The 25,424-nt window shown below is 47.8% G+C and carries 21 protein-coding genes; 14 read left to right on the forward strand and 7 right to left on the reverse strand.

Translation table 11 applies throughout. The annotated features are described in order from the left end of the window. Positions 1-55: 55 nt before the first annotated feature. From dapG to AC4PHM_RS03745, 13 genes are all read left to right on the forward strand, one after another. Positions 56-1,291: an aspartate kinase gene (gene dapG, locus AC4PHM_RS03685; RefSeq protein WP_492019542.1), complete on the forward strand. Its 1,236-nt coding sequence runs from the start codon at positions 56-58 to the stop codon at positions 1,289-1,291. 167 nt (positions 1,292-1,458) lie between these two features. Continuing rightward, positions 1,459-3,999 carry an FtsK/SpoIIIE family DNA translocase gene (locus AC4PHM_RS03690; RefSeq protein WP_492019543.1) on the forward strand — a complete coding sequence of 847 codons (2,541 nt, stop codon included), beginning with the start codon at positions 1,459-1,461 and terminating at the stop codon, positions 3,997-3,999. Between the two features lie 81 nt (positions 4,000-4,080). Then, positions 4,081-5,427, forward strand: a complete 1,347-nt coding sequence (gene rimO, locus AC4PHM_RS03695; protein ID WP_492019545.1) for a 30S ribosomal protein S12 methylthiotransferase RimO — start codon at positions 4,081-4,083, stop codon at positions 5,425-5,427. Next, positions 5,427-5,960 carry a CDP-diacylglycerol--glycerol-3-phosphate 3-phosphatidyltransferase gene (gene pgsA, locus AC4PHM_RS03700; RefSeq protein ID WP_492020453.1) on the forward strand — a complete coding sequence of 178 codons (534 nt, stop codon included), beginning with the start codon at positions 5,427-5,429 and terminating at the stop codon, positions 5,958-5,960. Before rimO ends, pgsA begins: the two co-directional genes overlap by 1 nt. A gap of 82 nt (positions 5,961-6,042) precedes the next feature. Beyond that, positions 6,043-7,308 (forward strand): competence/damage-inducible protein A, encoded by a 1,266-nt coding sequence (locus AC4PHM_RS03705; RefSeq protein WP_492019546.1) that lies wholly within the window; start codon positions 6,043-6,045, stop codon positions 7,306-7,308. Positions 7,309-7,359: 51 nt separating this feature from the next. Further along, positions 7,360-8,418 carry a recombinase RecA gene (gene recA, locus AC4PHM_RS03710; protein WP_492020454.1) on the forward strand — a complete coding sequence of 353 codons (1,059 nt, stop codon included), beginning with the start codon at positions 7,360-7,362 and terminating at the stop codon, positions 8,416-8,418. A gap of 245 nt (positions 8,419-8,663) precedes the next feature. After that, positions 8,664-10,205: a ribonuclease Y gene (gene rny / locus AC4PHM_RS03715; protein ID WP_492020455.1), complete on the forward strand. Its 1,542-nt coding sequence runs from the start codon at positions 8,664-8,666 to the stop codon at positions 10,203-10,205. 223 nt (positions 10,206-10,428) lie between these two features. Further along, a complete protein-coding gene (locus AC4PHM_RS03720; RefSeq protein ID WP_291400472.1) occupies positions 10,429-10,701 on the forward strand; it encodes a stage V sporulation protein S in 273 nt (90 codons plus the stop codon). Between the two features lie 77 nt (positions 10,702-10,778). Then, complete coding sequence (locus AC4PHM_RS03725) at positions 10,779-11,039, forward strand: stage V sporulation protein S (protein WP_291400473.1); 261 nt, start codon at positions 10,779-10,781, stop codon at positions 11,037-11,039. Positions 11,040-11,121: 82 nt separating this feature from the next. Further along, on the forward strand, positions 11,122-12,441 hold the full coding sequence (locus AC4PHM_RS03730) for a hypothetical protein (protein WP_492019547.1): 1,320 nt from the start codon (positions 11,122-11,124) through the stop codon (positions 12,439-12,441). Between the two features lie 168 nt (positions 12,442-12,609). Beyond that, positions 12,610-12,813, forward strand: coding sequence for a cold-shock protein (locus tag AC4PHM_RS03735; protein ID WP_330583702.1), 204 nt, complete (start codon positions 12,610-12,612; stop codon positions 12,811-12,813). A gap of 289 nt (positions 12,814-13,102) precedes the next feature. Further along, positions 13,103-14,533, forward strand: coding sequence for an adenylosuccinate lyase (purB, locus tag AC4PHM_RS03740; protein ID WP_492019548.1), 1,431 nt, complete (start codon positions 13,103-13,105; stop codon positions 14,531-14,533). 292 nt (positions 14,534-14,825) lie between these two features. Next, on the forward strand, positions 14,826-16,064 hold the full coding sequence (locus AC4PHM_RS03745) for a tyrosine-type recombinase/integrase (RefSeq protein ID WP_492019549.1): 1,239 nt from the start codon (positions 14,826-14,828) through the stop codon (positions 16,062-16,064). A 127-nt stretch (positions 16,065-16,191) separates the two neighbouring features. Here the strand turns inward: AC4PHM_RS03745 and AC4PHM_RS03750 are convergent, their stop codons facing one another. Further along, positions 16,192-16,638, reverse strand: coding sequence for a LysM peptidoglycan-binding domain-containing protein (locus tag AC4PHM_RS03750; protein ID WP_492019550.1), 447 nt, complete (start codon positions 16,636-16,638; stop codon positions 16,192-16,194). A 259-nt stretch (positions 16,639-16,897) separates the two neighbouring features. On the opposite strand from AC4PHM_RS03750, the gene lexA reads away from it, so the two are divergent. Beyond that, positions 16,898-17,560, forward strand: coding sequence for a transcriptional repressor LexA (gene lexA / locus AC4PHM_RS03755; RefSeq protein WP_492019551.1), 663 nt, complete (start codon positions 16,898-16,900; stop codon positions 17,558-17,560). A gap of 179 nt (positions 17,561-17,739) precedes the next feature. On the opposite strand, the gene prxU is transcribed toward lexA, so the two are convergent. The 6 genes from prxU to mutL form a co-directional block, all read right to left on the reverse strand. Next, positions 17,740-18,456 (reverse strand): thioredoxin-dependent peroxiredoxin, encoded by a 717-nt coding sequence (gene prxU / locus AC4PHM_RS03760; protein ID WP_492019552.1) that lies wholly within the window; start codon positions 18,454-18,456, stop codon positions 17,740-17,742. Positions 18,457-18,714: 258 nt separating this feature from the next. After that, positions 18,715-20,121, reverse strand: coding sequence for a uracil-xanthine permease family protein (locus tag AC4PHM_RS03765; RefSeq protein ID WP_492019553.1), 1,407 nt, complete (start codon positions 20,119-20,121; stop codon positions 18,715-18,717). A gap of 328 nt (positions 20,122-20,449) precedes the next feature. After that, positions 20,450-21,790 (reverse strand): methionine gamma-lyase family protein, encoded by a 1,341-nt coding sequence (locus AC4PHM_RS03770; RefSeq protein WP_492019554.1) that lies wholly within the window; start codon positions 21,788-21,790, stop codon positions 20,450-20,452. 193 nt (positions 21,791-21,983) lie between these two features. Then, positions 21,984-22,235: an RNA chaperone Hfq gene (gene hfq / locus AC4PHM_RS03775; protein WP_492019555.1), complete on the reverse strand. Its 252-nt coding sequence runs from the start codon at positions 22,233-22,235 to the stop codon at positions 21,984-21,986. Between the two features lie 4 nt (positions 22,236-22,239). Beyond that, complete coding sequence (gene miaA / locus AC4PHM_RS03780; RefSeq protein ID WP_492019556.1) at positions 22,240-23,241, reverse strand: tRNA (adenosine(37)-N6)-dimethylallyltransferase MiaA; 1,002 nt, start codon at positions 23,239-23,241, stop codon at positions 22,240-22,242. 24 nt (positions 23,242-23,265) lie between these two features. Beyond that, positions 23,266-25,422 (reverse strand): DNA mismatch repair endonuclease MutL, encoded by a 2,157-nt coding sequence (gene mutL, locus AC4PHM_RS03785; RefSeq protein WP_492019558.1) that lies wholly within the window; start codon positions 25,420-25,422, stop codon positions 23,266-23,268. Positions 25,423-25,424 lie beyond the last annotated feature (2 nt).

A 25,424-nucleotide genomic window follows, 5' to 3' on the forward strand; every position in this document is an offset into this window, starting at 1 on the left:
GGAATAAAATACCTTAAATATAAGGTATATTAAACTGTAAAGTGAGTGATAACTTATGAGCATCAGAGTATTAAAGTATGGCGGCACCAGTGTCACTACGCCAGAATCCCGCGAGCGCATCGCGAAAACAGCGATCCGACACAAAGAAGACGGTCACGATGTTGTGGTTGTTGTTTCGGCAATGGGTCGTTCCGGAGATCCTTACGCGACGGACACCCTGATTTCTCTCTTCAAAGCTCAAAATGAAAACTATCGCCCTCGAAATCTTGATTTTCTGATGACTTGCGGCGAAATGATTTCTGCTTCCCTGATAGCGAACACCATTGAGAAATTTGGCGCTTCAGCGATTTGCATGACTGGTCAGCAAGCGGGATTAATCACGGATGACCATTTTGGTGATGCCCGAGTTATTCGCGTAGAAAAAGAAAAAATGCTGAGACCGCTGGAGGATGGTAAGATTATTGTTCTCACCGGCTTCCAGGGTGTCACAGAAACCGGATGGCTGACAACCCTTGGGCGTGGCGGCAGTGATACCACCGCTGCTATTGTTGGCGTCGCGCTGGACGCTGATAGCATTGAGATCTTCACGGATGTGGATGGCATCATGACTGCGGATCCCCGCATTGTGGGTGAAGCGCGCGTCCTCAATGCCATCAGCTATGAGGAATGTTACCAGCTCGCACTGGATGGCGCCAAAGTAGTTGACCACAAGGCAATTGACGTTGTCAAACGTGCAGGCAAGACACTCATCGTCAGAAATACCTTTAACGACGCACCGGGAACTGTTATTGGTCCTGAATCCGTCATTGCCACTTTGGGCATCGAAGATGACCGGGATCTGATTACGGCCATTACATCCAAAACAGGTCTCGTTCAGGTAACGGTCAACATGAGCTTGACCAGCCCTGAAAATCAGATTTTCCTTGAGTCCCTGGAGCAGAATAAGGTTTCAATCGATATGATCAACTTCTTTGAAGACAGGAAGGTATTTACTATTCAAACCGCTAAGCTGCCGGCTGTTCTTGAGGTACTTGAGCGACTGAACCTGGAGCACAAGTTTGCACAAGGCTGCGCGAAACTGACCCTGGTGGGACACAAAATTCATGGCATTCCTGGCGTTATGCGCCGCATTGTCATGTCGCTGGCTAAAGCGGGTGTCGAAATTCTTCAAACCTCTGACTCCTACACGACCATTGCGTGCCTGGTGCACGTTGAGGAAGTCGGAAAAGCGCTTAACGCGCTTCATGCCGAATTTGGCCTGAGCCGAGATCCTGAACAGCCAAACGACTAAGCGTCTTAACGACTTAACGACTTAACCTTGAGTGTCCAATAGATCTGGAGATATTGCCAGTAAACAGACGGGCATCCGGTCTGTCCGTCAAATGTGACAGATCGGATGCCTGTTGTGCGCTTAGGTTTTGTAAAAATGTGCTATAATGGTGAAGGTGAGGTGGTTCTATGGGTCGTACACCCTCAAAGACAAAATCAACAAAGAAAAAGACACAAACCAAAGCACAGACTAAGTCTTCAGTTTCAAAAGAAAAATCCATGATTCAACGTGAACTCGAGCGGCTGCTCTGGATCGCATTGACCATTATCTCCGTCATGTCACTGCATACGGAAAAGATAGGTGTCATTGGGGATCTGGTCAAGGGGTTGCTGCTCGGGCTTTTTGGCTTTGCGGGATTCGTCATTCCCTATGTTCTGCTCGCTGCTGTCCTGATCACAACCAGCAAGCGTCTGGAAGGCCAGCGACTGCGGTGGTATCTGATGCTTTTGGCCTTTTTTATGGCAATACTTGTCTTTACGTCCGCCAGCGGTCATGACCTTCTCAAACTGTTTGCCGAGGAGGCTAAGGTCAGTCTATTGAGTCTGAAAGGTGTAGGTCTTGCTTATGGTGCAGCGCTGGAAGGCACCGGCGGTGGTGCAATCGGCATGCTTCTGGCAGAATTGTTTATTTTGATGATTGGAAAATTTGGTTATTATGTCATAGGCGTTTTTTTCGCCCTTATGGGCGGCGTGCTGGCATTCAATGTGTCCATCACCAGCAATGTAGCGGATCAAACTGTTCAGGCTGCAAAAGCCGTGAAACCTATGGCGGATAAATTCAACACAATGCTCGACCAATCCCTTGAATCCGAGATGGCCGTCAAAAAAACACCATTTAAGAAATATGATTCGGATTTGTATTTTGAAATGGATGCGCCGGTTAAAGCACTGGATGATGTGGAAAAGATCAAATTTAATGACGGTCATCCCGAGAATGATGCTGTGCTGCAGCCGGTCAAAAAAGAGTTGTCTCCGGAGATCAAAGCGGCGCTTTCAGAGATTGCAGCTGCCAATAAGCAGAATTCTATGGAAGCGTTTAATGAAGGTCTGCACGGGGGAGACATCGCTATAAATTCTGAGCTGCCAGAGGAATCCGGTATTCACGAGGGCACACCGACCGGTAAAGCATCTCAGCGAATAGATTCGAAAGTCGAAAAATCAGTTGGAAAAATGGATTCATCAGAAACACGTCCAGGCGCTGCAGGTCAGGGTGTCTCTGCTATAGGCGTCAAGGCTGTAAAACCGGCCAAGCCTTACAAAATGCCACCGCTTTCACTGCTTTCCCCAATAGCTGCCAAAGTGGCCGGCAACAGAAGTGAAATCATTGAGAATGCAAAACGCCTGGAGAGTACACTGATGAATTTTGGCGTTGAAGCCAAGGTTATAGAGGTCAGTAAAGGTCCTGCAATTACAATGTATGAAATGTCTCTCAGCCCCGGTGTAAAGGTCAGCAAAGTCAATGCGTTGAGTGATGATATTGCCCTGGCCCTCGCGGCATCACAGGTTCGCATCATAGCGCCAATCCCTGGTAAAAGCGCTATAGGTATTGAGATTCCGAATAAGGACACCACCATGGTTTCCTTCCGCGAGGTTTTGGAGTCGCAAGAATACAAGAAAGCCGAGTCCAAGCTCTCTATTGGACTTGGCAAAGATATTACCGGGCGCGTCGTCATAGGGGATCTGGCCAAAATGCCCCACCTTCTTGTGGCGGGTGCGACCGGTTCCGGTAAAAGTGTCTGCATTAATACTATGATTCAGTCCATTCTGTATCACTCGACACCGGAGGAAGTCAAACTCTTGATGATTGACCCCAAAGTCGTTGAACTCAGTCATTACAACGGCATACCCCATCTGATCCTGCCGGTGGTTACAGATCCAAAGAAAGCATCGATTGCACTGAACTGGGCAGTCCAGGAAATGACCAATCGTTACAGGCTCTTCGCGGATACCGGTGTTAAGGAAATCAAATCCTATCAGAAAAAGGCAAAGGAAAATCCTGATATGGCACCAATGCCTTACATTGTCGTCATCATAGATGAACTCGCTGATCTTATGATGGCAGCGCCGAATCAGGTGGAGGACGCTATCTGCCGACTGGCCCAGATGGCGCGGGCGGCGGGCATCCACCTGATCGTAGCCACACAGCGACCGTCTGTAGATGTTATAACGGGTTTGATAAAGGCTAACATTCCGTCTCGGATTGCTTTTGCCGTATCCTCGCAGGTTGACTCCAGGACAATTTTGGACGGCTCCGGCGCAGAAAAACTGCTGGGCAGAGGCGACATGCTGTTCCATCCGGTCGGTGCCAACAAGCCTATTCGGATCCAGGGTGCTTTTGTGTCGGATGATGAGGTCGAAAAAATCGTCGAATTCATCAAAAATCAGGTCGAAGAGGTCGAGTATCAGACGGAAATCCTCGATCAAGAGACCTCAGAGGATGGTTATGGTGAAGCGGATGAGCACCTTATGGATGCCATCGGTCTTGTGGTGGATACCCAGCAAGCCTCAATTTCCATGCTTCAGCGTAAATTCAGACTGGGTTACAACCGCGCTGCGAGATTGGTCGACCAGATGGAAGAGCGGGGCATAGTTGGTCCGAGCATGGGCAGCAAGCCGCGTGAAGTGTTGATTGATCGCATGCAGTTTGAAGAATGGCAAAACAAGTCCTGATTCTAATAGTAGAAATTTTTCGAAATAAAGATTGACAAAATATACCAAAAGGAATATTGTGGAAGGAGCAAGACGACATTCATGGATTATAGAGTCTATGTTGAAACCCTTGGTTGCGCAAAAAATCAGGTGGATTCTGAAATTATGATTGGACTGCTGGATCAGCAGCGGTATTTTCTGACTGGTCATGCGCAGGAGGCGCAGGTCATTGTTGTCAACACCTGTGGCTTTATTGAAAGCGCCAAAGCGGAATCAGTGGATACCATTCTGGAAATGGCTGAGTACAAGGTTAAAGGAAATTGCAAAATGCTGGTGGTGACTGGGTGTCTGGCTCAGCGCTATGCTGAAGAGCTCAGGCTGGAAATTCCGGAAATTGACGCGTTGGTGGGTACAGGGAGCTTTGATACGCTGATTCCGGTCATTGACAGGGTGCTGAAGTCCCAGGGTACCGTAGTGGAAATGGCCAGCATTGACAAGGAGTTTTCCGAGAGCCTTCCAAGAATCACACTGACGCCTAAGCACCAGGCTTATTTGAAGATCGCGGAAGGCTGCGACAATATGTGTACCTACTGCATAATCCCCAAACTTAGAGGGCGCTACAGAAGTCGTGGCTTTGAGGATATTTTGGCAGAAGCGCACGCTCTGGTAGCTGACGGTGTCACGGAGCTCATCGTCATTGCTCAGGACATAACACGTTATGGGATTGACCGCTATCTCAGATACAGGCTTGCGGATTTGCTTCGTGCGCTGAATGAGATCGAGGGGCTTCACTGGATAAGGCTCCAGTATTGCTACCCTGACATCATAAACGATGAGCTGATCGACGCAATTGCCAGCTGTGATAAGGTTGCCCATTACATTGACATGCCAGTGCAGCATATTGACGACACAATATTGAAGCGAATGAATCGAAGAACCTCAGGAGAGGCAATACGGTCGCTGATTGAAAAGCTCAGGCACAGAATCCCGGACATCGCAATTCGAACGACTATGATTGTGGGCTTTCCCGGTGAGACCGAGGCGGAATTTGAAGCTCTGCTAAAGTTCGTAAAATGGGCGCGTTTTGATAAACTTGGCGTTTTCCCATATTCTCAGGAGGAGGATACTGCGGCAGCGCTGCTCCCGGATCAAATTGAGGATGAGGTGAAACTGGAGCGACGTGACAGGATCATGGAAGTTCAGATGGGTATTTCCGCAGAACTGATGGCTGGCAAGGTTGGTCAGACTTTGGAAGTTCTGATTGAAGAGCCGGTGGAGGGCGAGGACGTCTATGTAGGACGAACGCAGTACGATGCTCCGGAAATTGACGGCGTTGTCTACGTGAACACTGCCCCTGGAGCTGAAACGCGCCTGGAACCAGGATCCTATGTTCAGGTTCATATTGTGGACGCGTTGGAATATGATTTGATTGGGGATGTTGTTTTATGATGAATATAGCCAATCAATTGACCATTCTCAGAATCATTCTGATTCCGGTGTTTATGTTCTTTATGCTGGGCGATTTTTCCGGGGGCCGCTGGATTGCGGCGGGCATTTTTATTTTTGCGTCCCTGACTGATTTTGTTGATGGTTACCTGGCGCGCAAACTCAATCTCATTACAAATTTCGGCAAGTTTATGGATCCCCTTGCGGATAAATTGCTTGTGACAGCAGCACTCCTGTGCTTTGTGGAACTGGGGGAAGTCTCCTCGTGGATTGTCATGATCATTATTGCCAGGGAATTCATTGTCAGCATCTTCAGAGCGATCGCTGCCAGTGAAGGGATCGTCATTGCTGCCAGCTGGTGGGGCAAAGTGAAGACCAATGTTCAGATGTTCGCCATTATTTTCCTGCTATTCGGGAATTGGCCTTTTGAAGCCATGGGCTGGCCGGTCGCTGATCTGCTGATGATCTTGGCTGCAATCCTGACGGTTATTTCCGGGTACGACTATATTTATAAAAACCGTGCCGTTCTGAAATAAGGTTAAAAGCAGTGCATGACGCAGGTCGACCATAGATCCGTTTGGGGATCGCCGGTTGACACCTGACTTAGGGGGAAGCACAATGAAAGCAACCATTCTCAATGTCGGTACTGAGCTTTTGGTCGGCTCAACACTGAATACGCACAGTTACTATATTTCTCAGAAACTCCACGAGATTGGAGTCGGCGTCATGTATCATGCGGTCGTTGGTGATAATCCGGTCAGACTTTCAGACATGATTGGCTATTACTATGAAACCTCAGACGTGATTATTGCTACGGGTGGACTTGGCCCGACGGAGGACGACCTGACAAAAGAAATATTTGCCAAATGGTTCGGCGTGCCGCTCTATTTTTCTGAAGAAATTCGAGAGGATATAGAAGCGCGTTTCAAAGGTTTCGGTCGTCCAATGACACCCAATAATCTTAGACAATGCTATGTTCCGGAAGGCGCTGAAATCCTTTGGAATGAAAATGGAACAGCAACTGGATTCATCCTGGAGAAGGACGGGAAAATTGCCATATTATTGCCCGGCCCGCCTCGGGAGCTTCGCCCAATGTTCGAAAAACAGGTGATTCCATGGCTGCGTCAGCGAGTATCTCAGGTTTTAACCAGCCGCTATTTCAAAATCTTTGGTCTGGGGGAGTCAGCAACTGAGGATCGGCTTTCTGATTTGTTCGCCGCTCAGATCAATCCAACCCTGGCGACTTATGCCAAAACTGGGGAAGTTCTTCTTCGCGTGACGGCTTCCGGGACTACAGAGATGGAAAACCTAATACTTTTGGAGCCGATGGTTCAGGAAATCCGCAACCGGATCGGAGATCACATTTATGCAGAACGCGACGCTGAGTTATCTGAGATTGTCTTTGAACTGCTTCGGGATAAAGGCTTAACAATTGCCTTGGCTGAATCCTGTACAGGAGGCATGATGGCGGATCAACTGGTATCTCACAGCGGCGTTTCGGAAGTCTTTGGTGTCAGTGTTGTCGCCTATGACAATGCTGTTAAGGCATCAGTTCTCGGTGTACCGGCTGAGACCCTTGATGTTTATGGTGCAGTATCGGAAGAGACTGCCCGGGCTATGTCAGAGGGCATTTACAAGATCAGCGGGGCGGAGCTTTGTATCTCTGTTACTGGAATAGCCGGCCCGGACGGCGGTACGGATGAAAAGCCCGTCGGATTGGTTTTTATCGATCTCTTTAATTCGCTGAACCGGGAACACAGGACTTTTAAACAGATTTTTACAGGAAACCGTGAGCGTATCAGACAGGCGTCTGCCATGAAGGCGTTTTATGAAGCTATTCAGTGGCTGAAAGCAGACTTGACAACAGCTTCAAAACAGGTATAATAAAATAAGAACATTTGTTCTTATTGAAAGGATGGTGCACTTCCTATGGCGATGCCCGACAACAAGGATCGGTTAAAAGCACTTGATAACGTTTTGAGTCAGATAGAGAAGCAGTTTGGCAAAGGCTCAATTATGCGTTTGGGTGACGAAAATGCAAGAACCAACATTGAAAGCATACCAACCGGCGCGCTGGAACTCGATATCGCGCTTGGCATAGGCGGCATACCGAAGGGCAGGATCATAGAAATCTATGGACCTGAGTCCTCCGGTAAAACGACAGTATCCCTGCACGTTGTAGCTGAAGCGCAAAAGCGCGGCGGCATCGCAGCCTTTATAGACGCAGAGCACGCTTTGGACCCGGTGTATGCTAAGAATATTGGCGTTGACACTGACAACTTGATTTTATCACAGCCAGATACCGGTGAGCAGGCACTTGAAATTGTGGATGCACTGGTTCGCAGCGGTGCAGTAGATATTATCGTCGTCGACTCTGTAGCGGCACTCGTGCCAAAAGCGGAGATCAGCGGAGAAATGGGCGACAGTCATATGGGTCTTCAAGCCAGATTGATGTCGCAGGCCCTCAGAAAATTGACGGGGATCATTAGTAAATCTCAAACCAGCGTCATCTTCATCAATCAGCTTCGAATGAAAATTGGCGTCATGTTCGGTAACCCTGAGACGACGACGGGCGGCAACGCGCTTAAGTTCTATGCTTCAGTAAGATTGGATGTCAGAAGAATTGACTCGATAAAGCAGGACAGTGAAGTTGTTGGCAACAGAACCCGGGTCAAAGTCGTCAAGAACAAGGTGGCACCGCCGTTCAAACAGGCTGAATTTGACATCATGTACGGGACGGGCATATCTAAAGAAGGCAGTGTACTGGATGTTGCGGTCACAGCCGGGATCGTTAATAAAGCAGGCGCCTGGTTCAGTTATGACGGTGAGCGTCTTGGGCAAGGCCGTGAAAACGTCAAAAAATTGTTTTTGGAGAACCCTGCATTAATGGATGAAATTGAGCAAAAAGTAAGGGCTCACTTCCTTATGGCAGAACTCCCAACGGTGGATATGCCTGAAGCGTCTGAGTCAGAGGTCGAGTCAGAACTCGAGTAATTTCTCGTTTGACAAGCTGTGCCCTCCGTTCATATTTCGAAACGGTACAATTGAATAGGTTCAAATGCCCTGCTGTGTTGGATGTTTTTGACAAGCAGGGCTGTTTAATATCCCAGAATCCCCTAAATACAAGCGTTTTAGGCGACTTCCCTTTCTTGACAGTCTAATTCAAAAGATATACAATTGTATGAGATCAGTGCGTATGTCGCGGCTGATCTCACAATGTTTAGAGGGAGGTGAACACGATTAAAGAGATCTATTATATCATTGCCATTATCGCCATGATCCCCATTGGCATCATGATCGGCATCACGCTTCGAAAGAGAACTGCTGAGAAGCTGATTGGCTCTGCTGAATTCAAGGCACAAGAAATTGTCCTTGAAGCTGAAAAGAACGCCGAAGGGTTGAAAAAGGAAAAACTGATCGAAGCGAAAGAAGAAGTTCATCACTTGCGCAATGAGCTCGAGAAAGAAACCAAAGAAAGGCGTGCTGAACTGCAGCGTATGGAAAAGCGCGTTCTGCAGAAAGAAGAGACGCTGGACAAAAAGTCGGAAAATCTCGAGAAAAAAGATGAAACCCTGAATCGAAAAATCAAAGACGTTGAAGTCAAGCAATCCGAAGTCGAAAAACTCTATGAGTCTCAAGTCCAGGAACTCGAAAGAATTTCAGGTCTGACCGTAGAGGAAGCGAAAAACCATCTCTTAAGTGACATCGAGAAGGAAGTTAAGCACGACGCGGTCGTCATGATCAAGGACATTGAATCAAAAGCCAAAGAGGAAGGCAGCAAAAAGGCCAAGGAGATTATTGCCTACGCCATTCAGAAATGTGCTGCGGACTATGTGGCGGAATCCACTGTCTCGGTCGTGGCTTTGCCGAATGATGAAATGAAAGGCCGTATTATAGGCCGTGAAGGTCGAAACATTCGCGCGCTCGAAACCCTTACCGGTGTCGATCTGATTATTGATGACACGCCGGAAGCAGTCATTCTTTCATCTTTTGATCCTATTCGAAGAGAAATTGCAAGAGTTGCGCTCGAAAAGCTGATCGTTGATGGCAGAATCCATCCGGCAAGAATCGAAGAGATGGTCGATAAAGCTCGTAAAGAAATTGATCAGACCATCAAGGAAGCCGGCGAAAATGCATGTTTTGATGCCGGTGTCCACAATCTCCATCCAGAATTAATCAAACTTCTTGGTCGTCTCCGTTACCGTACCAGTTATGGTCAAAACGTTCTGCGTCACTCCATTGAGGTTTCCTATCTGGCCGGCATTATGGCGGCTGAGCTTGGAACGGATGTCAGGATCGCCAAACGGGCGGGACTTTTGCATGACATTGGCAAAGCGATCGATCACGAAATGGAAGGTACGCATATTGAGATTGGTATGAACCTCCTCAAAAAGTACCGTGAATCCAATGAAGTCATTCACGCTATGAGCACCCACCACGGCGACTATGAACCTCAGACGGTTGAGGCAGTACTCGTTACGGCTGCAGATGCTATAAGCGCAGCAAGACCAGGTGCCAGAAGAGAGACTCTTGAAACCTATATCAAACGCCTCGAAGCGCTTGAAGGCATCGCGAATTCCTATGAAGGCATCGAAAAGTCGTTTGCAATCCAGGCTGGACGTGAAATTCGCGTTATGGTACTCCCAGAGCGCGTCACAGATGACGAACTTGTCCTCCTCGCCAAAGATCTTCGCAAGCGCATTGAAAATGAACTCGATTATCCTGGCCAGATCAAGGTCAGCGTTATTCGGGAAACCAGAGCTGTGGACTACGCAAAATAGATCCAGCGCTGAGGTTGACTTTGAACATCACATAAAATCCATCCCTTCGGGTTGGGTTTTATGTTTTTTTTTGCCTGTTTTGTCCATGTTATGTTCATAAAATAAATTAATGGGTATAATTAGTCTCAAGGCACCTCTACTTTGCAATTCACTTCCTATTTTTAGCAGTCAAATTTCAGTTGGGTCAGAGCAATTAACATTAGTGACCAAAGGAGGCACATTTATGGAGGTTCTCAAAGTATCGGGCAAATCCAGTCCCAACGCTGTCGCCGGTGCATTAGCAGGTGTATTCAGAGAGCACGGCGCAGTCGAATTGCAGGCTGTTGGGGCAGCTGCCATTAACCAGGCAGTCAAAGCCATTGCTATAGCCAGAGGTTTTTTAGCCCCTAGCGGCGTGGACATTGTCTTTATCCCTGCATTCGCGGACATAGAAATTGATGGTGAAGAACGCACGGCCATTCGGCTGATCGTACAGCCAAAATCCATTTCCTCTTAGCATCAATTGTCGCAACATTGTTACAATTAGGGCGATCCAGTAATGAACGGGGATCCGATTCAGTAAGGAGGGCAATCATGGAGGTCTTGAAAGTATCATCACATTCGAATCCCAACGCTGTTGCAGGTGCGCTCGCGGGTGTTATTCGCGAGCATGGACATGCTGAGATTCAAGCTATTGGAGCGGGCGCAATCAATCAATCAGTGAAAGCAATAGCAATTGCAAGAGGCTTTTTATCTCCATCAGGAATTGATCTCGTTTGTGTACCGGCATTTACAGACATAGAGATCGACGGTGAAGAGCGAACGGCAATCAGACTGATTGTACAGCCAAAATGATGGTGTTAGATTTGAAATGGGAGATTGGTGCAGTGCATCAATTTCCTGTTTTTTTGAAAATGTTGGGTGGGGTGACGCTGATATGCAGAAACTCAGAAAAACTGATTTAGTCATCAAATCTCCGGGACTGCAGATCCGCGAAAAAATTCAGCGGGATTATGGTGATTTGAAAACCTTCGCAAAAAAGATAGATATGAGCGAATCATCCGTGGACCAATACCTGACACATAAAAACATGGGGTCCAGTACATTTAAAATCCGCCTGACAAGAGAACTGGGGCAGGATTTCAGGTCGCTTTATAAATCTGATCAAGAGCAGGTGGAGGCTTTAATTGAACGCTTCATGACTGAAGAAGACAGACATGAGCAATTAAGTGACCTTCAAATGGCTGATGGCATACATACCTTGGTTAAGACTTGTGTTGTGGATCCCTGGGCTATGGCAAGCCTATATTATGGTCAGGCGCTTTACCGCGAAGCTTGTGGGGAGACAGAAAAGGCAATGGGCTACTTGAGCCGGGGCCTTGCTTTACTTCGAGTTACAGAGGGGCAGGAGCGCAGTACCCAGGTGCTGACAAAACTGCTGACGCGGATGATTTGGATTGAGCGACTATCGGCTACCAAGGAGAAATTGTTCAAGGATTTACAGAATTGGTCAATTTACCTGAATCGCATTGAGTCACGGGATCTGAAGGCTGAGATGTGTGGTATAGTCAGCAAGGCTTTCCTGGCGCGCCAAGAAATACCAACAGCTCAATTCTATGCTGCCATGGCCGAGGACCTGGCTGAGTCTGACTATCTTAAAGGTAAAGCGACCCTTGGCTCAGTATGGATGTCTGATGATTTGGAGTCATGCCGATTCAACCTGGAGGAAGCGGAGAGGCTTTTAAGAGGCGCTCCGGAGTTGATCCCTGAGTTATTGATAGCCAGAGCAAGGATCTCTGATTTAGTAAATGATGAACGAGAAACCTTAAATTATCTCCATATGGCCATGGATCGTTGCGGAAGAAAACTGACGGCGTATAGTCCTGAGTTGAGTGCTATGTGGTTAAATAAACTGCTTGAGGGAATGGCAGATGATATTGAGTTCGAGCGTGCTTTGAGAGCACATATATTAAGATTGGTATCTGAACTTGGGAAAGGGTATAAGTACGCACGAAGTCATTTAAATGAAACCTTTATTTGCTTGGGAAGAAGACCGCTTTCAGGACTTGGAAGTTTTGAACTGCTCAGGGATTTGGGCAAGATTCAGCATCCTGAGAGCTATCATCCCGCCATTTCAGAAGTCTACTATAAGCTGCTTGGCAAGCTTGCTGCAGTGGCATTTGGAAGTGTTATTCCGGAGGAATTACTGCAATTTGAGGATCCTGCGGCAGATCAGAGCATTGTAACTGGTAAATAAAGTTTGACATAACGTTAATAAAGTGGTAACATTAGTTGTTGCTTAAATTAAGAGCAAATGATTTAACGTGTGTTTTTAGAATTGGTGTCCATTCATGGACCCCCTGATTTTAAAAAGTCTCAGTTATATTCATTGCAAAGGTTTAAGACTAAAAATTAGGAGGTACTCATTATGAATGGTACAGTAAAATGGTTTAACGCAGACAAAGGTTTCGGTTTCATTACAGCAGAAGACGGCAAGGACATCTTCGCTCACTACTCACAAATCAACTCAACAGGTTTCAGAACGCTTGAAGAAGGCCAAACGGTAACGTTTGATGTCGCTCAAGGCCAAAAAGGCCCACAAGCTGAGAACATTGTTGTCGTAAGATAATTTTGTGAAGGCAGCCCTGAATCTGAAAAGATTCAGGGCTTTTTAATTTTTTGTAGTTTGCTTTATGGGCGGTGATAGAAGGAGAGAGTGCGAGAAGATGAGAACAAGAAGACAGTTTAATAGTTGATAGGGCGTATCATGAACTTTGGGCCGATTGACACCGGCTTTCACTTTGCTGTTGTCTTCTTTTCACTTGAATACTGGATGAAAGTTAGATATAATAAATGCGAACTTATTAACCAAAATGACGTTAAATGTTCGATAAAATAGAGCTGAAAGAGGTGCCTGGATGAGTGATGTTTATGAAAATCCACTGATAACGCGTTATGCCAGCAAGGAGATGTCTCGGTTATTTTCGAGTCAGAAGAAATTTTCAACTTGGAGAAAGCTGTGGATCGCTCTGGCAGAATCGGAGCAAGAACTTGGTTTAGCCATTACGGACGAACAGTTGGATGCTTTGAGAGCCCATGTCGAGGATATTGACTTTGAGTTGGCGGCTGCCTATGAGAAAAAACTTCGCCATGATGTCATGGCACACGTTCATACTTATGGTGATGCCTGTCCTGAAGCGAGGGCTATTATCCACTTGGGTGCTACGAGTGCCTATGTAGGGGACAACACTGACATACTGGTTATGAAGGAAGCCCTTGAATTAGTACAGAGGAAGCTGGCGAGCCTGCTGGCTGCACTCAAGGTTTTCGCACTTGAGTACAAAGAGATGCCAACACTTGGATTCACTCATTTTCAGCCTGCGCAGCTTACTACAGTCGGTAAACGCGCAACGCTATGGATGCAGGATTTGCTTCTGGATTATGAGGAGGTCACCTTTGCACTCCAGACGCTCAGAATGAGAGGCGTGAAGGGGACAACGGGTACTCAGGCCAGCTTTTTAAGCCTGTTTGACGGGGACCATGAGAAGGTAAAAGCGCTGGATCATCTCGTTGTTTCCAAATTCGGCTTTGAAGCGTCTATTCCAGTCAGTGGGCAGACTTATTCCAGAAAACTGGATTCCAGAGTGCTTAATGCATTGTCCCAAGTTGGACAATCCATGCATAAGATGACAAATGATCTGCGATTGCTCCAACATCTTAAAGAAGTTGAAGAGCCCTTTGAAAAGCATCAGATTGGGTCCTCTGCAATGGCATATAAAAGAAATCCAATGCGTTCTGAGCGCATTGCTTCACTCAGCCGTCTGGCAATGGCAAATGCACAAAACAGCGCCATGACTCAAAGTACGCAGTGGTTTGAAAGAACGCTGGATGATTCTGCCAATAGAAGGGTGTCAATCCCAGAAGGATTCCTGGCCATTGACGCATGTTTGGATATTGCATTAAATGTCGTTTCAGGTCTGGTGGTTTATCCGGAGATGATTCGTCGCCATGTCGAAGCCGAGCTGCCATTTATGGCGACAGAAAACATCATTATGGAAGCTGTTAAAGCTGGTGGAGATCGTCAGGATCTGCATGAGCGCATTAGAGTACATTCAATGGAAGCTGGCAAAGAAGTTAAACTTTATGGACGAAGCAATGATTTAATTGAGCGGATTCTGAAGGATGATTATTTTAAATTAAATCAGGATGACTTAATGGCAATTTTGAAACCTGAGAATTATGTAGGACGCGCACCGCAGCAAGTTGTAGAATTTATTGAAAACGAGGTAGATCCAATTTTAAAAGCGCATGAAGCGGATTTGCTTCAGGCACAAGATCTTAAAGTATAAAGGCAGATCAGCCCGCGAAAGCGGGCTTCATGCTTGCGATTCAACTATTCTTTAAATGTATATTTAGGGAATAGTTGACGAAGGAGAAAATAAAAGCTATAATTGGCTTAGGATTCATCAAACCTTGTGCGTTCAAGGTCTCCCCGGTTTTTAATTCTCGGTTGGTTATGTGGGTCTGCTGTTGTCACCTTTTAAACCCTTCAATTCGATTTGAATAACTTACCAACCTGCAAGTTGTCATTAAATCATGCAGGTCTGACCCCAATAGTTCACTGGAGGTGTATCTAATTCGATGAGTCGTAAACCCATCAAGATTCACAACAAATCCTCTAAGCCAGACAATATTGTGCTTCAAGAAAATGAACGTATTGAACTGTGTGAATCCATTGAGCGCAAACTCCCCCATTACCTCAGCCCCTTCTTCACCTATTTGAAGAACGCTGTGTCGTTGAATACGCGCCTGGCTTATCTCAGAGATCTGGAATTCTTCTTTCGCTATCTCGTCCACGAAACCCGTTTGACGGAGGCTGAAGAAACCCGGTTGGTCGAGCTCGAAACGCTGAATATGCTGCACGCCAGGGATATCAATTATTACATGGGTGAATATTGTGCCAGATATGTGGTGTCGGGCAAAGACAATGATTATCTCATGGAGAATCACAATAGTTCACTTTGCAGAAAACGCTCCAGCCTTAGTGTATTTTTCAAGTATCTCTACCGTGAAGGTTTGATTGAACGCAATATAACAGATGGGTTTAATCCTATTAAACTTCCGAAGCCTCAGCCGGATGCCATCAAAAAACTGGAAATTGATGAAGTGGCTGTTATGCTGGATGCGGTTGAAACCGGAAAAGGTCTGACTGAAAAAGAACTTCAATACTGGCAAAAAACCAAGCACCGTGATAAAGCCATTCTAATGCTGTTCACTACTTATGGGCTGCGACTCAGTGAACTGGAGCAGCTCAATCTCAGCTCTTTTCATTTTGGACGCGGAGAATTTAAAATCTATAGAAAACGTGGCAAGGAAGTCAATATGCCTATCAACCGTTCAATTGAGGCGGTCCTGAACGAGTACCTTGAACTGGAGCGCAGCCTGATCCAGGTTCAGGATGGCAATGAGGACGCGTTGTTCCTGTCGCTACAAGGCACCCGCATGACTGTCAAGGCTATTCGTCAGCTGGTTAAGAAATACACTTCAATCCCCCTCGGCACGTCCAGAAGCGACGGCTATAGTCCTCATAAGCTGCGCGCGACAGCTGCGTCCTCTTTGATTGAATATGGCTTTTCCATTTATGACGTTCAGAGCTTACTCGACCACGACAATGTGACGACGACCCAGCTCTATGCGGCCCATCGAAAGAATCTCAAGCGTGAAATAGTCAATAAGTATGAGCTTCTCGACGAGTTTGACAAAGGGTTACGTTCTAATTACAAAGCTTTGCCGGGAGAACCGGAAGTTCCTGCGTCCACGCCAGCCACTAAAGCTGAATCCAGTTCTGAGTTGCTTGATGAAGACCCCATTAATGAATGAGAAAGCGTTTGTTCTATGCTTTAAAACACCTGATCCCCCATCTTTGTGGGCAAAAAAGAAATAAAAGAAAATTAAATTACATTTTGAAAAACAAAAAACAGCACACACGTGCTGTTTTTTCTGTATCTTATTTCAGATCAAGTGGAATCACAAGGATCTGACCCGGATGAATGATGGCATTATCAAGACTGTTGGCTTCTTCTATAGCATAAATCAGGTGTCTGACGTCATAGTCATGATTAAAAACGGTAGTGTTGATCTCCTGAGCAATGCCCCACAAGGTGTCCCCTTTTTCGACCTGAATTTCAATTTGCTGAGGTTCAACTTCTGCCAGTGAAAAGGCTTCGTTAAGGCTGCCGCTCATGATGATAATGGCTATGATCCACGAAAATAGAGCCATCCAAAAACAAGCTGGAATAGATTTATTTGAGGCTTTACGAGTGGAATGCTTTTGTGGTGCCTGAACCTCAGGACGGATCTGCGTTGGTCTTGCAGCGGACCGCGAGGCATAGGTTCTTTGTAAAGATCTTCCTGCAGTGTTTGCTTTCACGGTTGTTGACATGGACTTTGTCATGGGTAGGGCACCTCCAAACATTTGTTCTGTTCTTGGCTTAATTATACACAAACATACGTTCTGTGTAAAGCGTTATTTAGAACAAATGTTTTGTTTGTGGTGTTTGACTAAGACCATCGGCATGGATTAGCCTTGAAAATACCTTGAAGCCCTTGAAGAATCTTATCTTCTATTGACATAAAAAACAGAACTAATGTTTGAATTTTTACAATTGCTGTGTTATACTTGTTTTAAATTAACGGGAATGGAGGGACTTGAAGTGAAAAATTCCATGTCGCCGCGCAGACGAGCTGTATATGATTTTATACGGCAAGAGATCAAGGCCAAAGGATATCCGCCTTCAGTCCGTGAAATATGTGAAGCGGTCAATCTGAAATCCCCTTCAACAGTTCATGGTTATCTTGGGGATCTTGAAAAAATGGGCATGATTCGTAGAGATCCAACTAAGCCCCGCGCCATAACTATTGTTGAGGACCACGACAATCGAAATAAGGGAAATGGAGCTGCTGAGGAAGTCAGCGCCCAGCAAATCATGGATTTACAGCGTCATACTGCGTTTGTACCGGTGGTTGGCCAGGTCACCGCTGGTAAACCAATTTTAGCCGTTGAAAATATTGAGGATCGCTTCCCTATCCCTTCGTCGTTTATTTCTGAAGGCGACTATTTTATGCTGCAGATTCAAGGGGAAAGCATGATCGATGCCGGGATTTTCGACCGGGATTATGTGCTAGTCAAACAGCAGCAAGATGCGGCAAATGGAAGCATAGTGGTGGCATTGATTGACGACAGCGCAACTGTCAAGACCTTTTACAAGCAAAAGAGAAATTATCGCCTCCAGCCTGAGAATCCTGCCATGGAGCCCATTATTGTCGACGAGGTCTCCATTCTTGGGGTTGTCAAAGGTGTTTTTAGAAAAATGTAATGACACATTCCAGCAAATAAAACGGTCCGCTGCAAGGAAGATCTTCTGCAGCGGACCTTTCATTTTATTTCACAACTATCACAAGCAAAAATCCCCGAAGCATACCGCCTCGGGGATTTTCTCACTTGTTTTTACGCAGATGTCACTTAGCTGCGAAACACTTACAACGTCACAAAGTCCTACTTGCCATCTTCGACTTTCCAAACCTTCCAAACGTTGCCCACAAGATCCGGACCTGGCTTGAGGGTCGCTCTGCCCGGCTGCCAGCCAGCTGGTGTTGCCTCAGTGCCTTTTGAAGCTCTGACGAGCTGGAAGGCTTGAATTTGACGGCGGGATTCAGCGACATTTCTGCCGACAGGAGGCGTCATGACTTCATAAGCCTGAACATTACCATCCGGGTCAATTATGAAGCGTCCGCGCATTTGAACGCCTGCATCTTCATTATAAACACCATAGAGGCGTCCGACATTGCCATTTTGGTCTGAAAGCATAGGATATGGGATCCCGCCTTTAACCATTTTGGACAGCTCATGGTCCTCCCACATTTTGTGGACGAAGACGCTGTCGACACTTATGGACAGGACTTCTACGCCGAGTTTCTGAAGCTCAGGGAATTCGTCAGCGACCGCTGACACTTCAGTCGCTCAGACAAATGTAAAGTCGCCCGGATAGAAGCAAACAAAAACCCATTTGCCTCTATACTCAGAGAGTTTATAATTTGAAAACTGACCATTTAAGTATCCCGGCAACTCAAAATCCGGTGCAGGTGCGCCGACTTTAATCATAGATTGTTTGGCCTCCTTTTTTTCTACTTCAGCTGATTCTGTCTTCACTGCGGTTGGTGCAAGTGTAGTGCCGGAGGGTCTTTCACATCCGGCTTTGAATGGTGTTGGCACTTCATCCATCTCCCCTTTCACACTTTGACTTAAAATAATAGGATCTGGGAATCCTGGTTATAGAAATTGTTGATCAATTCGTATTTACCCATAAATAAAATCGATAAACTGTAACTGTTACATTATTATATAGAATGTTGTCTCTTTGCCTGAAGCAATTCAAAGACGCGAAAAAGCCAGGTCACGAAGTTAAAGGCGCGATTTCCGCTTCCCATAACTCCAAAGGACCTGGCTCTATTTACTATTTTGTGTCTTTAATTATTTACCAGCAACTTTTGCTTCACGCTTGGCATCTATTTCGTCGCGTTCTCTTTGCTCATCCGCAAGTGACTTCATAGGGAGAAGGATATTGAGTGTGAAAGCAATGATCGTCGCGATAACGACCGGAGAACTGCCAAAGACCATGGAAACCCACTTTGGATAGTTCGCGAGGAGCTGAGGCACTGCTGTGATCCCCATGCCAAGAGCCAGTGACAGACCGACAATTGTAGTATTTCTTGTTGTCATCTCCTGCTGTGTGATCAAACGTACACCGGACATAGTGATGATTGCGAAGACACCAATAGTCGCACCGCCAATAACGGATTGAGGAATCGTAGTCATAAGCGCGCCGAACTTAGGAATAAAACCGGCAATCAAAACAAAGACAGCTGTAAACATGAAGACGACGCGGCTGACAACTTTAGTCGTTGTGACGATACCAACGTTTTGGCTGTAGGTCGCAACCGGAAGCCCGCCGAAAAACGCGCCAATGATGGAAGCCAAGTTACTGGCAATGATTCCGCCGCGAAGTTCTGTATCCGTAACTTCTCTGTTCATACCGCCAATAGTCGTAGCGGACAAGTCGCCGACTGCCTGGATGGAGTTGACGATAAAGATTATTGCCATGGAGACGATGGCTGCCGGATGGAACTCAATTGGGAACTGGCCAAGTGCCGGAAGCGCAAACCAAGTTTTCTGCCCAATCGCAGCGAAATTGACCATGCCAAGCGGGAGTGCAATGGCGTAACCGACGAGAATACCTATCAGGATTGAAGACAACTTGACGATACCCTTGCCAAATTGACCGACAATCAGTACGGTGATCAGAGTCGCAAAACCAACGATGAGCTGGTTCGGCGCACCAAAGAGCTCAGGTGCTGTAGCTTTTAGTCCTGCGCCGCCGCCAATGTAGTTAATGGCAACGGTATAAAGCGAAAGTCCAATACTCATAACGACGGTGCCGGCAACAATAGGTGGAAAGTATTTTCTAAGTGGCTTAATAAAGATCCCGACGAGAATACCGATAATACCGCCAATGATCTGAGCGCCAAGGATGCCTGGGAGGCCGTACTGAGAGCCAATAGCAGTCATGGTAGGTATGTAAGCGAAGCTGACGCCCATAATGACTGGAAGTTTGGAACCGACGATCATGACTGGGAACAGCTGAATCAGTGTCGCAATCGCTGCGAGGAACATTGCACTTTGAACGAGTGTGGCTGCGTCTGCGCCCTGACCAGCTATGCCGGTCTTTGCTGCGAGAGCGTTGACAGTGCCTGAAATGATCAGAGCTGGCGTAATGTTTCCGATAATCATGGCAAGTACGTGTTGGAATGAAAGCGGCAGTGCGGTCATGAAATCAGGCTTGCCATAAAAATCAAAGATCGATGTGGACTTAGTGCTCATGAAATCTCCCCTCCAAAATGGTGTTGACATAGAATTATGAGTGCGCTTGCGTTAAATAAAAAAGAGTCAGCATCAATGCGTGTGCATTAATACTGACCCTGTAAAGCCTGAATCTTTGCTGGGTTCCAGCAGTTTTAATGAAGTTTTGAGTGACAGAGACCGCATCAATCGGTTTCTGCTATGGGGCTAGTATATCATAGCGGCAAAAAGGTTACAAGATTATTTCACAGAAAAATGTGAAAAGTTCATCAGAGCACTCCTACACTGAACAGAGGGTGAGTTGAAACAGGCTTTGCAGCACCTTTCCAGCACACTTTTCGCTTTGAACCTACAGGACGCCGTCTTCCCTCATAGCCAGCAAACTTCGAACCGCGCCATACTGGGAATGGGAAAAGGTCAGACCGCCCTGAAAGAAAACGTCGAAAGGCTCACGGATTGGCGCGTCGGCACTCAGCTCAATGGAAGAGCCTTGAACGAAGGCACCGGCTGCCATGATAACATCGCTGGTATAGCCGGGCATGGCCCAAGGCAGCGGCACCACGTGGGCATCGACGGGTGCCGCGCTCTGGATGCCGCGGCAGAAGCTGATGACCCGGTCGGCGCTGCCTAGCCGGACAGCTTGGATGATGTCACTGCGGTTTGCATCCCATCCCGGATTGACCTTAAAGCCAAGACGCTCGTACAGTCGAGCGCAGAAGACAGCGCCTTTCAGTGCGGAAGCCACGACATTTGGCGCCATGAAGAGACCTTGAAGAATGGTTCGGTTCTGTCCGAAGGTCAGGCCGCATTCACCGCCAATGCCCGGGGTTGTCATCCGGTAGGACACGAGTTCGACCAAATCCTTGCGACCGACAATATAGCCGCCGCTGAGGGCCAGGCCGCCGCCTGGATTCTTGATGAGAGAGCCTGCCATGAGGTCCGCCCCAACGCTGGTGGGCTCCTGGGCATCAATGAATTCGCCGTAGCAATTGTCGACCATGACAATAACATCCGGATCAATGGCTTTAATGTGGCGGATCAGGCCGGCGATTTCCGGCACGGTCAGAGAGCGTCGCCAGCTGTAGCCGCTGGAGCGCTGGAGATAGATCATGCGTGGGCGCTCGGCACTGACACAAGTGGAGATGCGCTCAAGGTCCAGGCTTCCGTCCGCCAGAAGGTCGATCTGGGCATAGCGGATGCCGTACTCAGCCAAAGTGCCCTGCCCTCTTGCCGATGGCTGCCTGTCAGCAAAATGTCCGGCATCAGCGGTTTCAGCCTCAGCCGAATCCGTTATTGCCGTGATCCCAATCACTTGATCCAAGGTGTCGTAGGGTTTGCCTGTGACACTGATCATCAGGTCACCCGGTCGCAGTGTCCCCTGCAGGCAGAGGGCCAGGGCGTGAGTGCCGTTGACAATGAGGGGGCGCACCAGGGCGGCCTCAGCGTCGAAAACGGTAGCGTAGATCTTCTCGACGGTTTCGCGGCCAGGATCATCATAGCCATAACCGGTATTCCAGGCGAAGTGCATGTCGCTGAGTCGGTGCTCCTGCATGCTCTTCAGGATTTTGATCTGATTATAGGACGCCTTCGCGTCAATGTCGGCATTCAAAGCGGCAATGTCCTGCTCCACGTCCTTGACGAGGGTCAGAACGTCTTCCGGAATGCCGAGAAGTTCGAGATAATGTGGCAAAAGGTGGACCTCCCTTTTCGGTGAAAATTTCCCTTCTTATTATTCACTTTTTTATCCCGGACGTCAAGGCAAACCACGGATTCTGATGAGAGTCCGAGTGGGTGGCAGCGACCATCGGCTCATAAAAAAGAACGCTCCATAAAGGAGCGCCCTTCTGAGCGCTTTTGCCACAAGAGATTAGACTGCGGTGAAACTAATCGACGACTGGCAGATCTTCCGGCCTGCCGCTGTTGAAATTGACCGCACGGCTAGGGATAATGGTTGAAATGGCGTGCTTGTAGATCATTTGCTGCTTGCCCTCACTGTCAAGGACTATAGTGTAGCTGTCAAAGCCTTTGACGTGGCCCTTGATCTGATAGCCGCTGATGAGAAAAATGGTGATTTGGGTTTTATCCTTTCTCACCTGGTTGAGAAAAATGTCCTGCAGATTCAATGAGACTTTCATACGATTAACCCTCCCGTGACAATTTTTGACGAATGGCTCTCTCTATCTGATGGATGATTGAATCAAGATCTGTCAGGCCGGCTACGTCAAACCACTGAAGGGTCGGATAACGCTTGAACCAAGTAAGCTGGCGCTTGGCGTAGCGCCTGGAGCTCTGCTTGATCAAATCCTTGGTCTCTTCGAGTGTTGCCAGTCCGTCCAGATATCGGAATACTTCCTTGTATCCTATACCCTGCATGGACTGACTTTTATCACTTAAACCCAAGTTTTTCAAAAAAATTATTTCGTCGACGAGACCAGCTTCAAACATCAGGTCGACCCGCCGGTCAATCCGCTCATAAAGCGTTTGCCGATGGTCAGTTAACCCAAGCAAAATAAAATTGAAACGCGGATTTGGAACGGGCGCGATGTCGAAGGCCGGCGTCGCGGCACCCGTAGTTTCCAGCAGCTCCAGGGCGCGGACCACGCGCCTTACATTGTTGGGGTGAATCCGGTCCGCCGCATAGGGATCCTTTGCCCTGAGCATGGCGTGAAGGGCGTCATTGCCCTCCTTAGCGGCAATAGCTTCGAACTGTCTGCGAAGCCCGCTGTCCTCACTGGCTCCGGAAAAATCCCGGTCGAACAGCAAAGCGTCGAAATAAAGGCCGGTTCCGCCGACCAGAATGGGCAGCTTTCCCCGGGACAGAATGTCCTCCAGGCACTGCTCTGCAGACGCTTTATAATCTGCAGCTGTAAACGGAAGGCTGGGGTCAGCCACGTCCATCATGTGATGCGGCACACCTTCCTGCTCATCTTTGGAAGGCTTCGCACTGCCTATGTTCATGTGCCGGTAAATCTGCATGGAGTCCGCAGATACAATTTCGCCGTCAAGTCTATGGCAGAGCTCAATGGAGATCTTCGTCTTGCCAACTGCGGTTGGGCCTGCGAGCATGACGACGTCTCTTGGGGATGCCGCGGGCGCTTCCGGGTGTTCGAGGACAGTTGCTTTTGAAGGTTGCGAAGTCATAGCTCACCTGCTCACTTTAAGTTCTCAAGTTCTGAGGAATTTTTTCTCAATTTCGTGCCGTTCCATGCGCACCACGAGTGGGCGCCCGTGCGGGCAAGTATAGGGTGATTCAAGATTTCTGAGCTCCTTGATCAACTGGGAGGCTTCAAATGGCGTCAAGGCGTCGTTGGATTTAACAGCAGCCTTGCAGGCCATGCTCATCACCCGGTCTTCAATGGGCTTCTGTGCGGCAGCGCGCAGTTCATGAGCGCTTTCTTTGTCCTTCAATTGCTCAAAGAACCGCTTGGTACCCGGAACATCGAACAGCATTGGGACTTCTCTTAATATAAAGTCCGTTTCGCCAAAAGGTTCCAGGGTGAAACCAATTTTATCAAGTGTCTCGCTTCTCTCACCCAGGAGCAGCGCGGTCGCATGGTCGCATTCAATCAGAATGGGTTCGACTAAAAGCTGCCTGACGACTTCGCGGCGTTCATAGTCACGCTTCATTCTGGCGTATAGAATTTTTTCGTGGGCGGCATGCTGATCAATCAGCAGGATATGATTCTCCTTTTCATACATCAGGAAGGATTTGAAGAGCTGGCCAACGTAACGCGCGCCGTCATAAAGTGTCTCGGTGGGGGCTGTCTCAGTTGGTCTTGGAGCTTCCTCAAGTCCCGCGAATCTTGTCTCAGGGATCACAAGATTCTCGAGCAGTGATGCGTCGAATCGGATGGGCTCGGAATGTTTTGCTGCTTCGCGCCCGCCATAGCTGCTGCCCGACTCCCGGCTGAGATTTGAGGAGTGGGTGACAGGCACTGTTTTGGGGTTGGTGTCAGTCACTGGGTTGGAGTTGGGGTCTGACACCGGTTCTAATTCGATGTCTGACACTGATTCTGTTTTAGTGCCTGTCACCAAAGTTGATTCGGTGCCTAAGCTTGAAATGTATTGCCCTATATTTATGCCATTATATGGTGATTCCATAGGGCTGATTGGCCTGCCGGACGATTCCAGAGCAGATACTGCTGCCGATGGTCCCGGTTCGTAAGCAGGTTTCGCCACAAAACTCTTAATGGGGACCTGCTGCCGCTGCTCAAGGGCTCGCTTCAATTCAACGGATAAAAAGTTCCGTAGGGCGTCTTCCCTCTCGAACTTAATCTCTGTCTTTTGAGGATGAATATTGACATCACAGGCATCCGGCTGGATCTCCAGATAAAGGAGCACTGCCGGAAAACGACTCCCTGGGAGCAGTCCCTGATAGGCATATTGAATCGCGTCCAGCGCCATTCGGCTCTTGACATAGCGCCCATTGACAAAGGTCATCTGATAGTTGCGGTTTCCCCGGGTATAGTCGATTTTGGAGGCCCAGCCCGTCACTTTGACAAGCTCATTTTCAAAGCTGAACTCGAACAGTGAACGCGTCAGCCCCCTCTCCAAAGTGGCGTAAGCCGCGGAGAAAACTTTATCATCTCCCGGCGTCTTGAAGACCAGCCTCTTATCCAGGACAAACTGAAAGGAAATCCCTGGGTGCGACAAGGCCAGTTTGGTCATCAAGTCGCTGATATAAGCAGCTTCCGAGGCTGCTGACTTCATAAACTTCAGGCGCGCCGGCGTATTGAAGAAAAGATCTTTGACGACAACAGTCGTACCGTGGGCGGCAGAGGTCGCTCGGCGGTCAGTCTCCCGGCCGCCGGCCAAAGTCATGTGAAGGCCTTCCTCATCCTTTTGTCGACGAGTGGTCAGTTCCAAATAGGAAACTGCCGCTATACTGGACAGCGCCTCACCTCTAAATCCCAATGTCCGGAGGGACACCAGATCGTCTATGGAAGCGACTTTGCTGGTCGCATGGCGTTCAAACGCCAGGGGCACATCCTCCGGATTCATGCCGCAGCCGTTGTCTGTCACGCGAATGTATTTTTTGCCGCCCTGCTCGACTTCGACGACAATGCGGGAAGACCCGGCATCTATAGCATTTTCCACTAGCTCTTTTATGACCGCTGCTGGCCGTTCTACGACTTCTCCTGCAGCAATTTTATCTGATACATGCGGTGACAGTCTTTGAATCCGTTTGGGTTCGGGGATGGCTTGGGCATTGGTGATCAGTGGGGCAATCTGATCTGGCTCCAGTATGGGATCAGACACGACCTCATCATCCGCCTGTCCGGTAAGTTGTTCTTCATGAGTTGAGTTGTCTTGCAGGGTCACCC

It is taken from the genome of Acidaminobacter sp. QWL-03, from assembly GCF_058683855.1.

Excerpts from the sequence above, each read along its gene's own strand:
- AC4PHM_RS03690 (WP_492019543.1), top strand. The coding sequence starts at position 1,459 with ATGGGTCGTACACCCTCAAAGACAAAATCAACAAAGAAAAAGACACAA.
- AC4PHM_RS03750 (WP_492019550.1), bottom strand. The coding sequence starts at position 16,638 with ATGACAAAGTCCATGTCAACAACCGTGAAAGCAAACACTGCAGGAAGA.
- AC4PHM_RS03725 (WP_291400473.1), top strand. The coding sequence starts at position 10,779 with ATGGAGGTCTTGAAAGTATCATCACATTCGAATCCCAACGCTGTTGCA.
- dapG (WP_492019542.1), top strand. The coding sequence starts at position 56 with ATGAGCATCAGAGTATTAAAGTATGGCGGCACCAGTGTCACTACGCCA.
- pgsA (WP_492020453.1), top strand. The coding sequence starts at position 5,427 with ATGAATATAGCCAATCAATTGACCATTCTCAGAATCATTCTGATTCCG.
- AC4PHM_RS03765 (WP_492019553.1), bottom strand. The coding sequence starts at position 20,121 with ATGAGCACTAAGTCCACATCGATCTTTGATTTTTATGGCAAGCCTGAT.
- recA (WP_492020454.1), top strand. The coding sequence starts at position 7,360 with ATGCCCGACAACAAGGATCGGTTAAAAGCACTTGATAACGTTTTGAGT.
- AC4PHM_RS03730 (WP_492019547.1), top strand. The coding sequence starts at position 11,122 with ATGCAGAAACTCAGAAAAACTGATTTAGTCATCAAATCTCCGGGACTG.
- purB (WP_492019548.1), top strand. The coding sequence starts at position 13,103 with ATGAGTGATGTTTATGAAAATCCACTGATAACGCGTTATGCCAGCAAG.
- AC4PHM_RS03745 (WP_492019549.1), top strand. The coding sequence starts at position 14,826 with ATGAGTCGTAAACCCATCAAGATTCACAACAAATCCTCTAAGCCAGAC.
- miaA (WP_492019556.1), bottom strand. The coding sequence starts at position 23,241 with ATGACTTCGCAACCTTCAAAAGCAACTGTCCTCGAACACCCGGAAGCG.
- hfq (WP_492019555.1), bottom strand. The coding sequence starts at position 22,235 with ATGAAAGTCTCATTGAATCTGCAGGACATTTTTCTCAACCAGGTGAGA.
- rimO (WP_492019545.1), top strand. The coding sequence starts at position 4,081 with ATGGATTATAGAGTCTATGTTGAAACCCTTGGTTGCGCAAAAAATCAG.
- AC4PHM_RS03705 (WP_492019546.1), top strand. The coding sequence starts at position 6,043 with ATGAAAGCAACCATTCTCAATGTCGGTACTGAGCTTTTGGTCGGCTCA.
- AC4PHM_RS03720 (WP_291400472.1), top strand. The coding sequence starts at position 10,429 with ATGGAGGTTCTCAAAGTATCGGGCAAATCCAGTCCCAACGCTGTCGCC.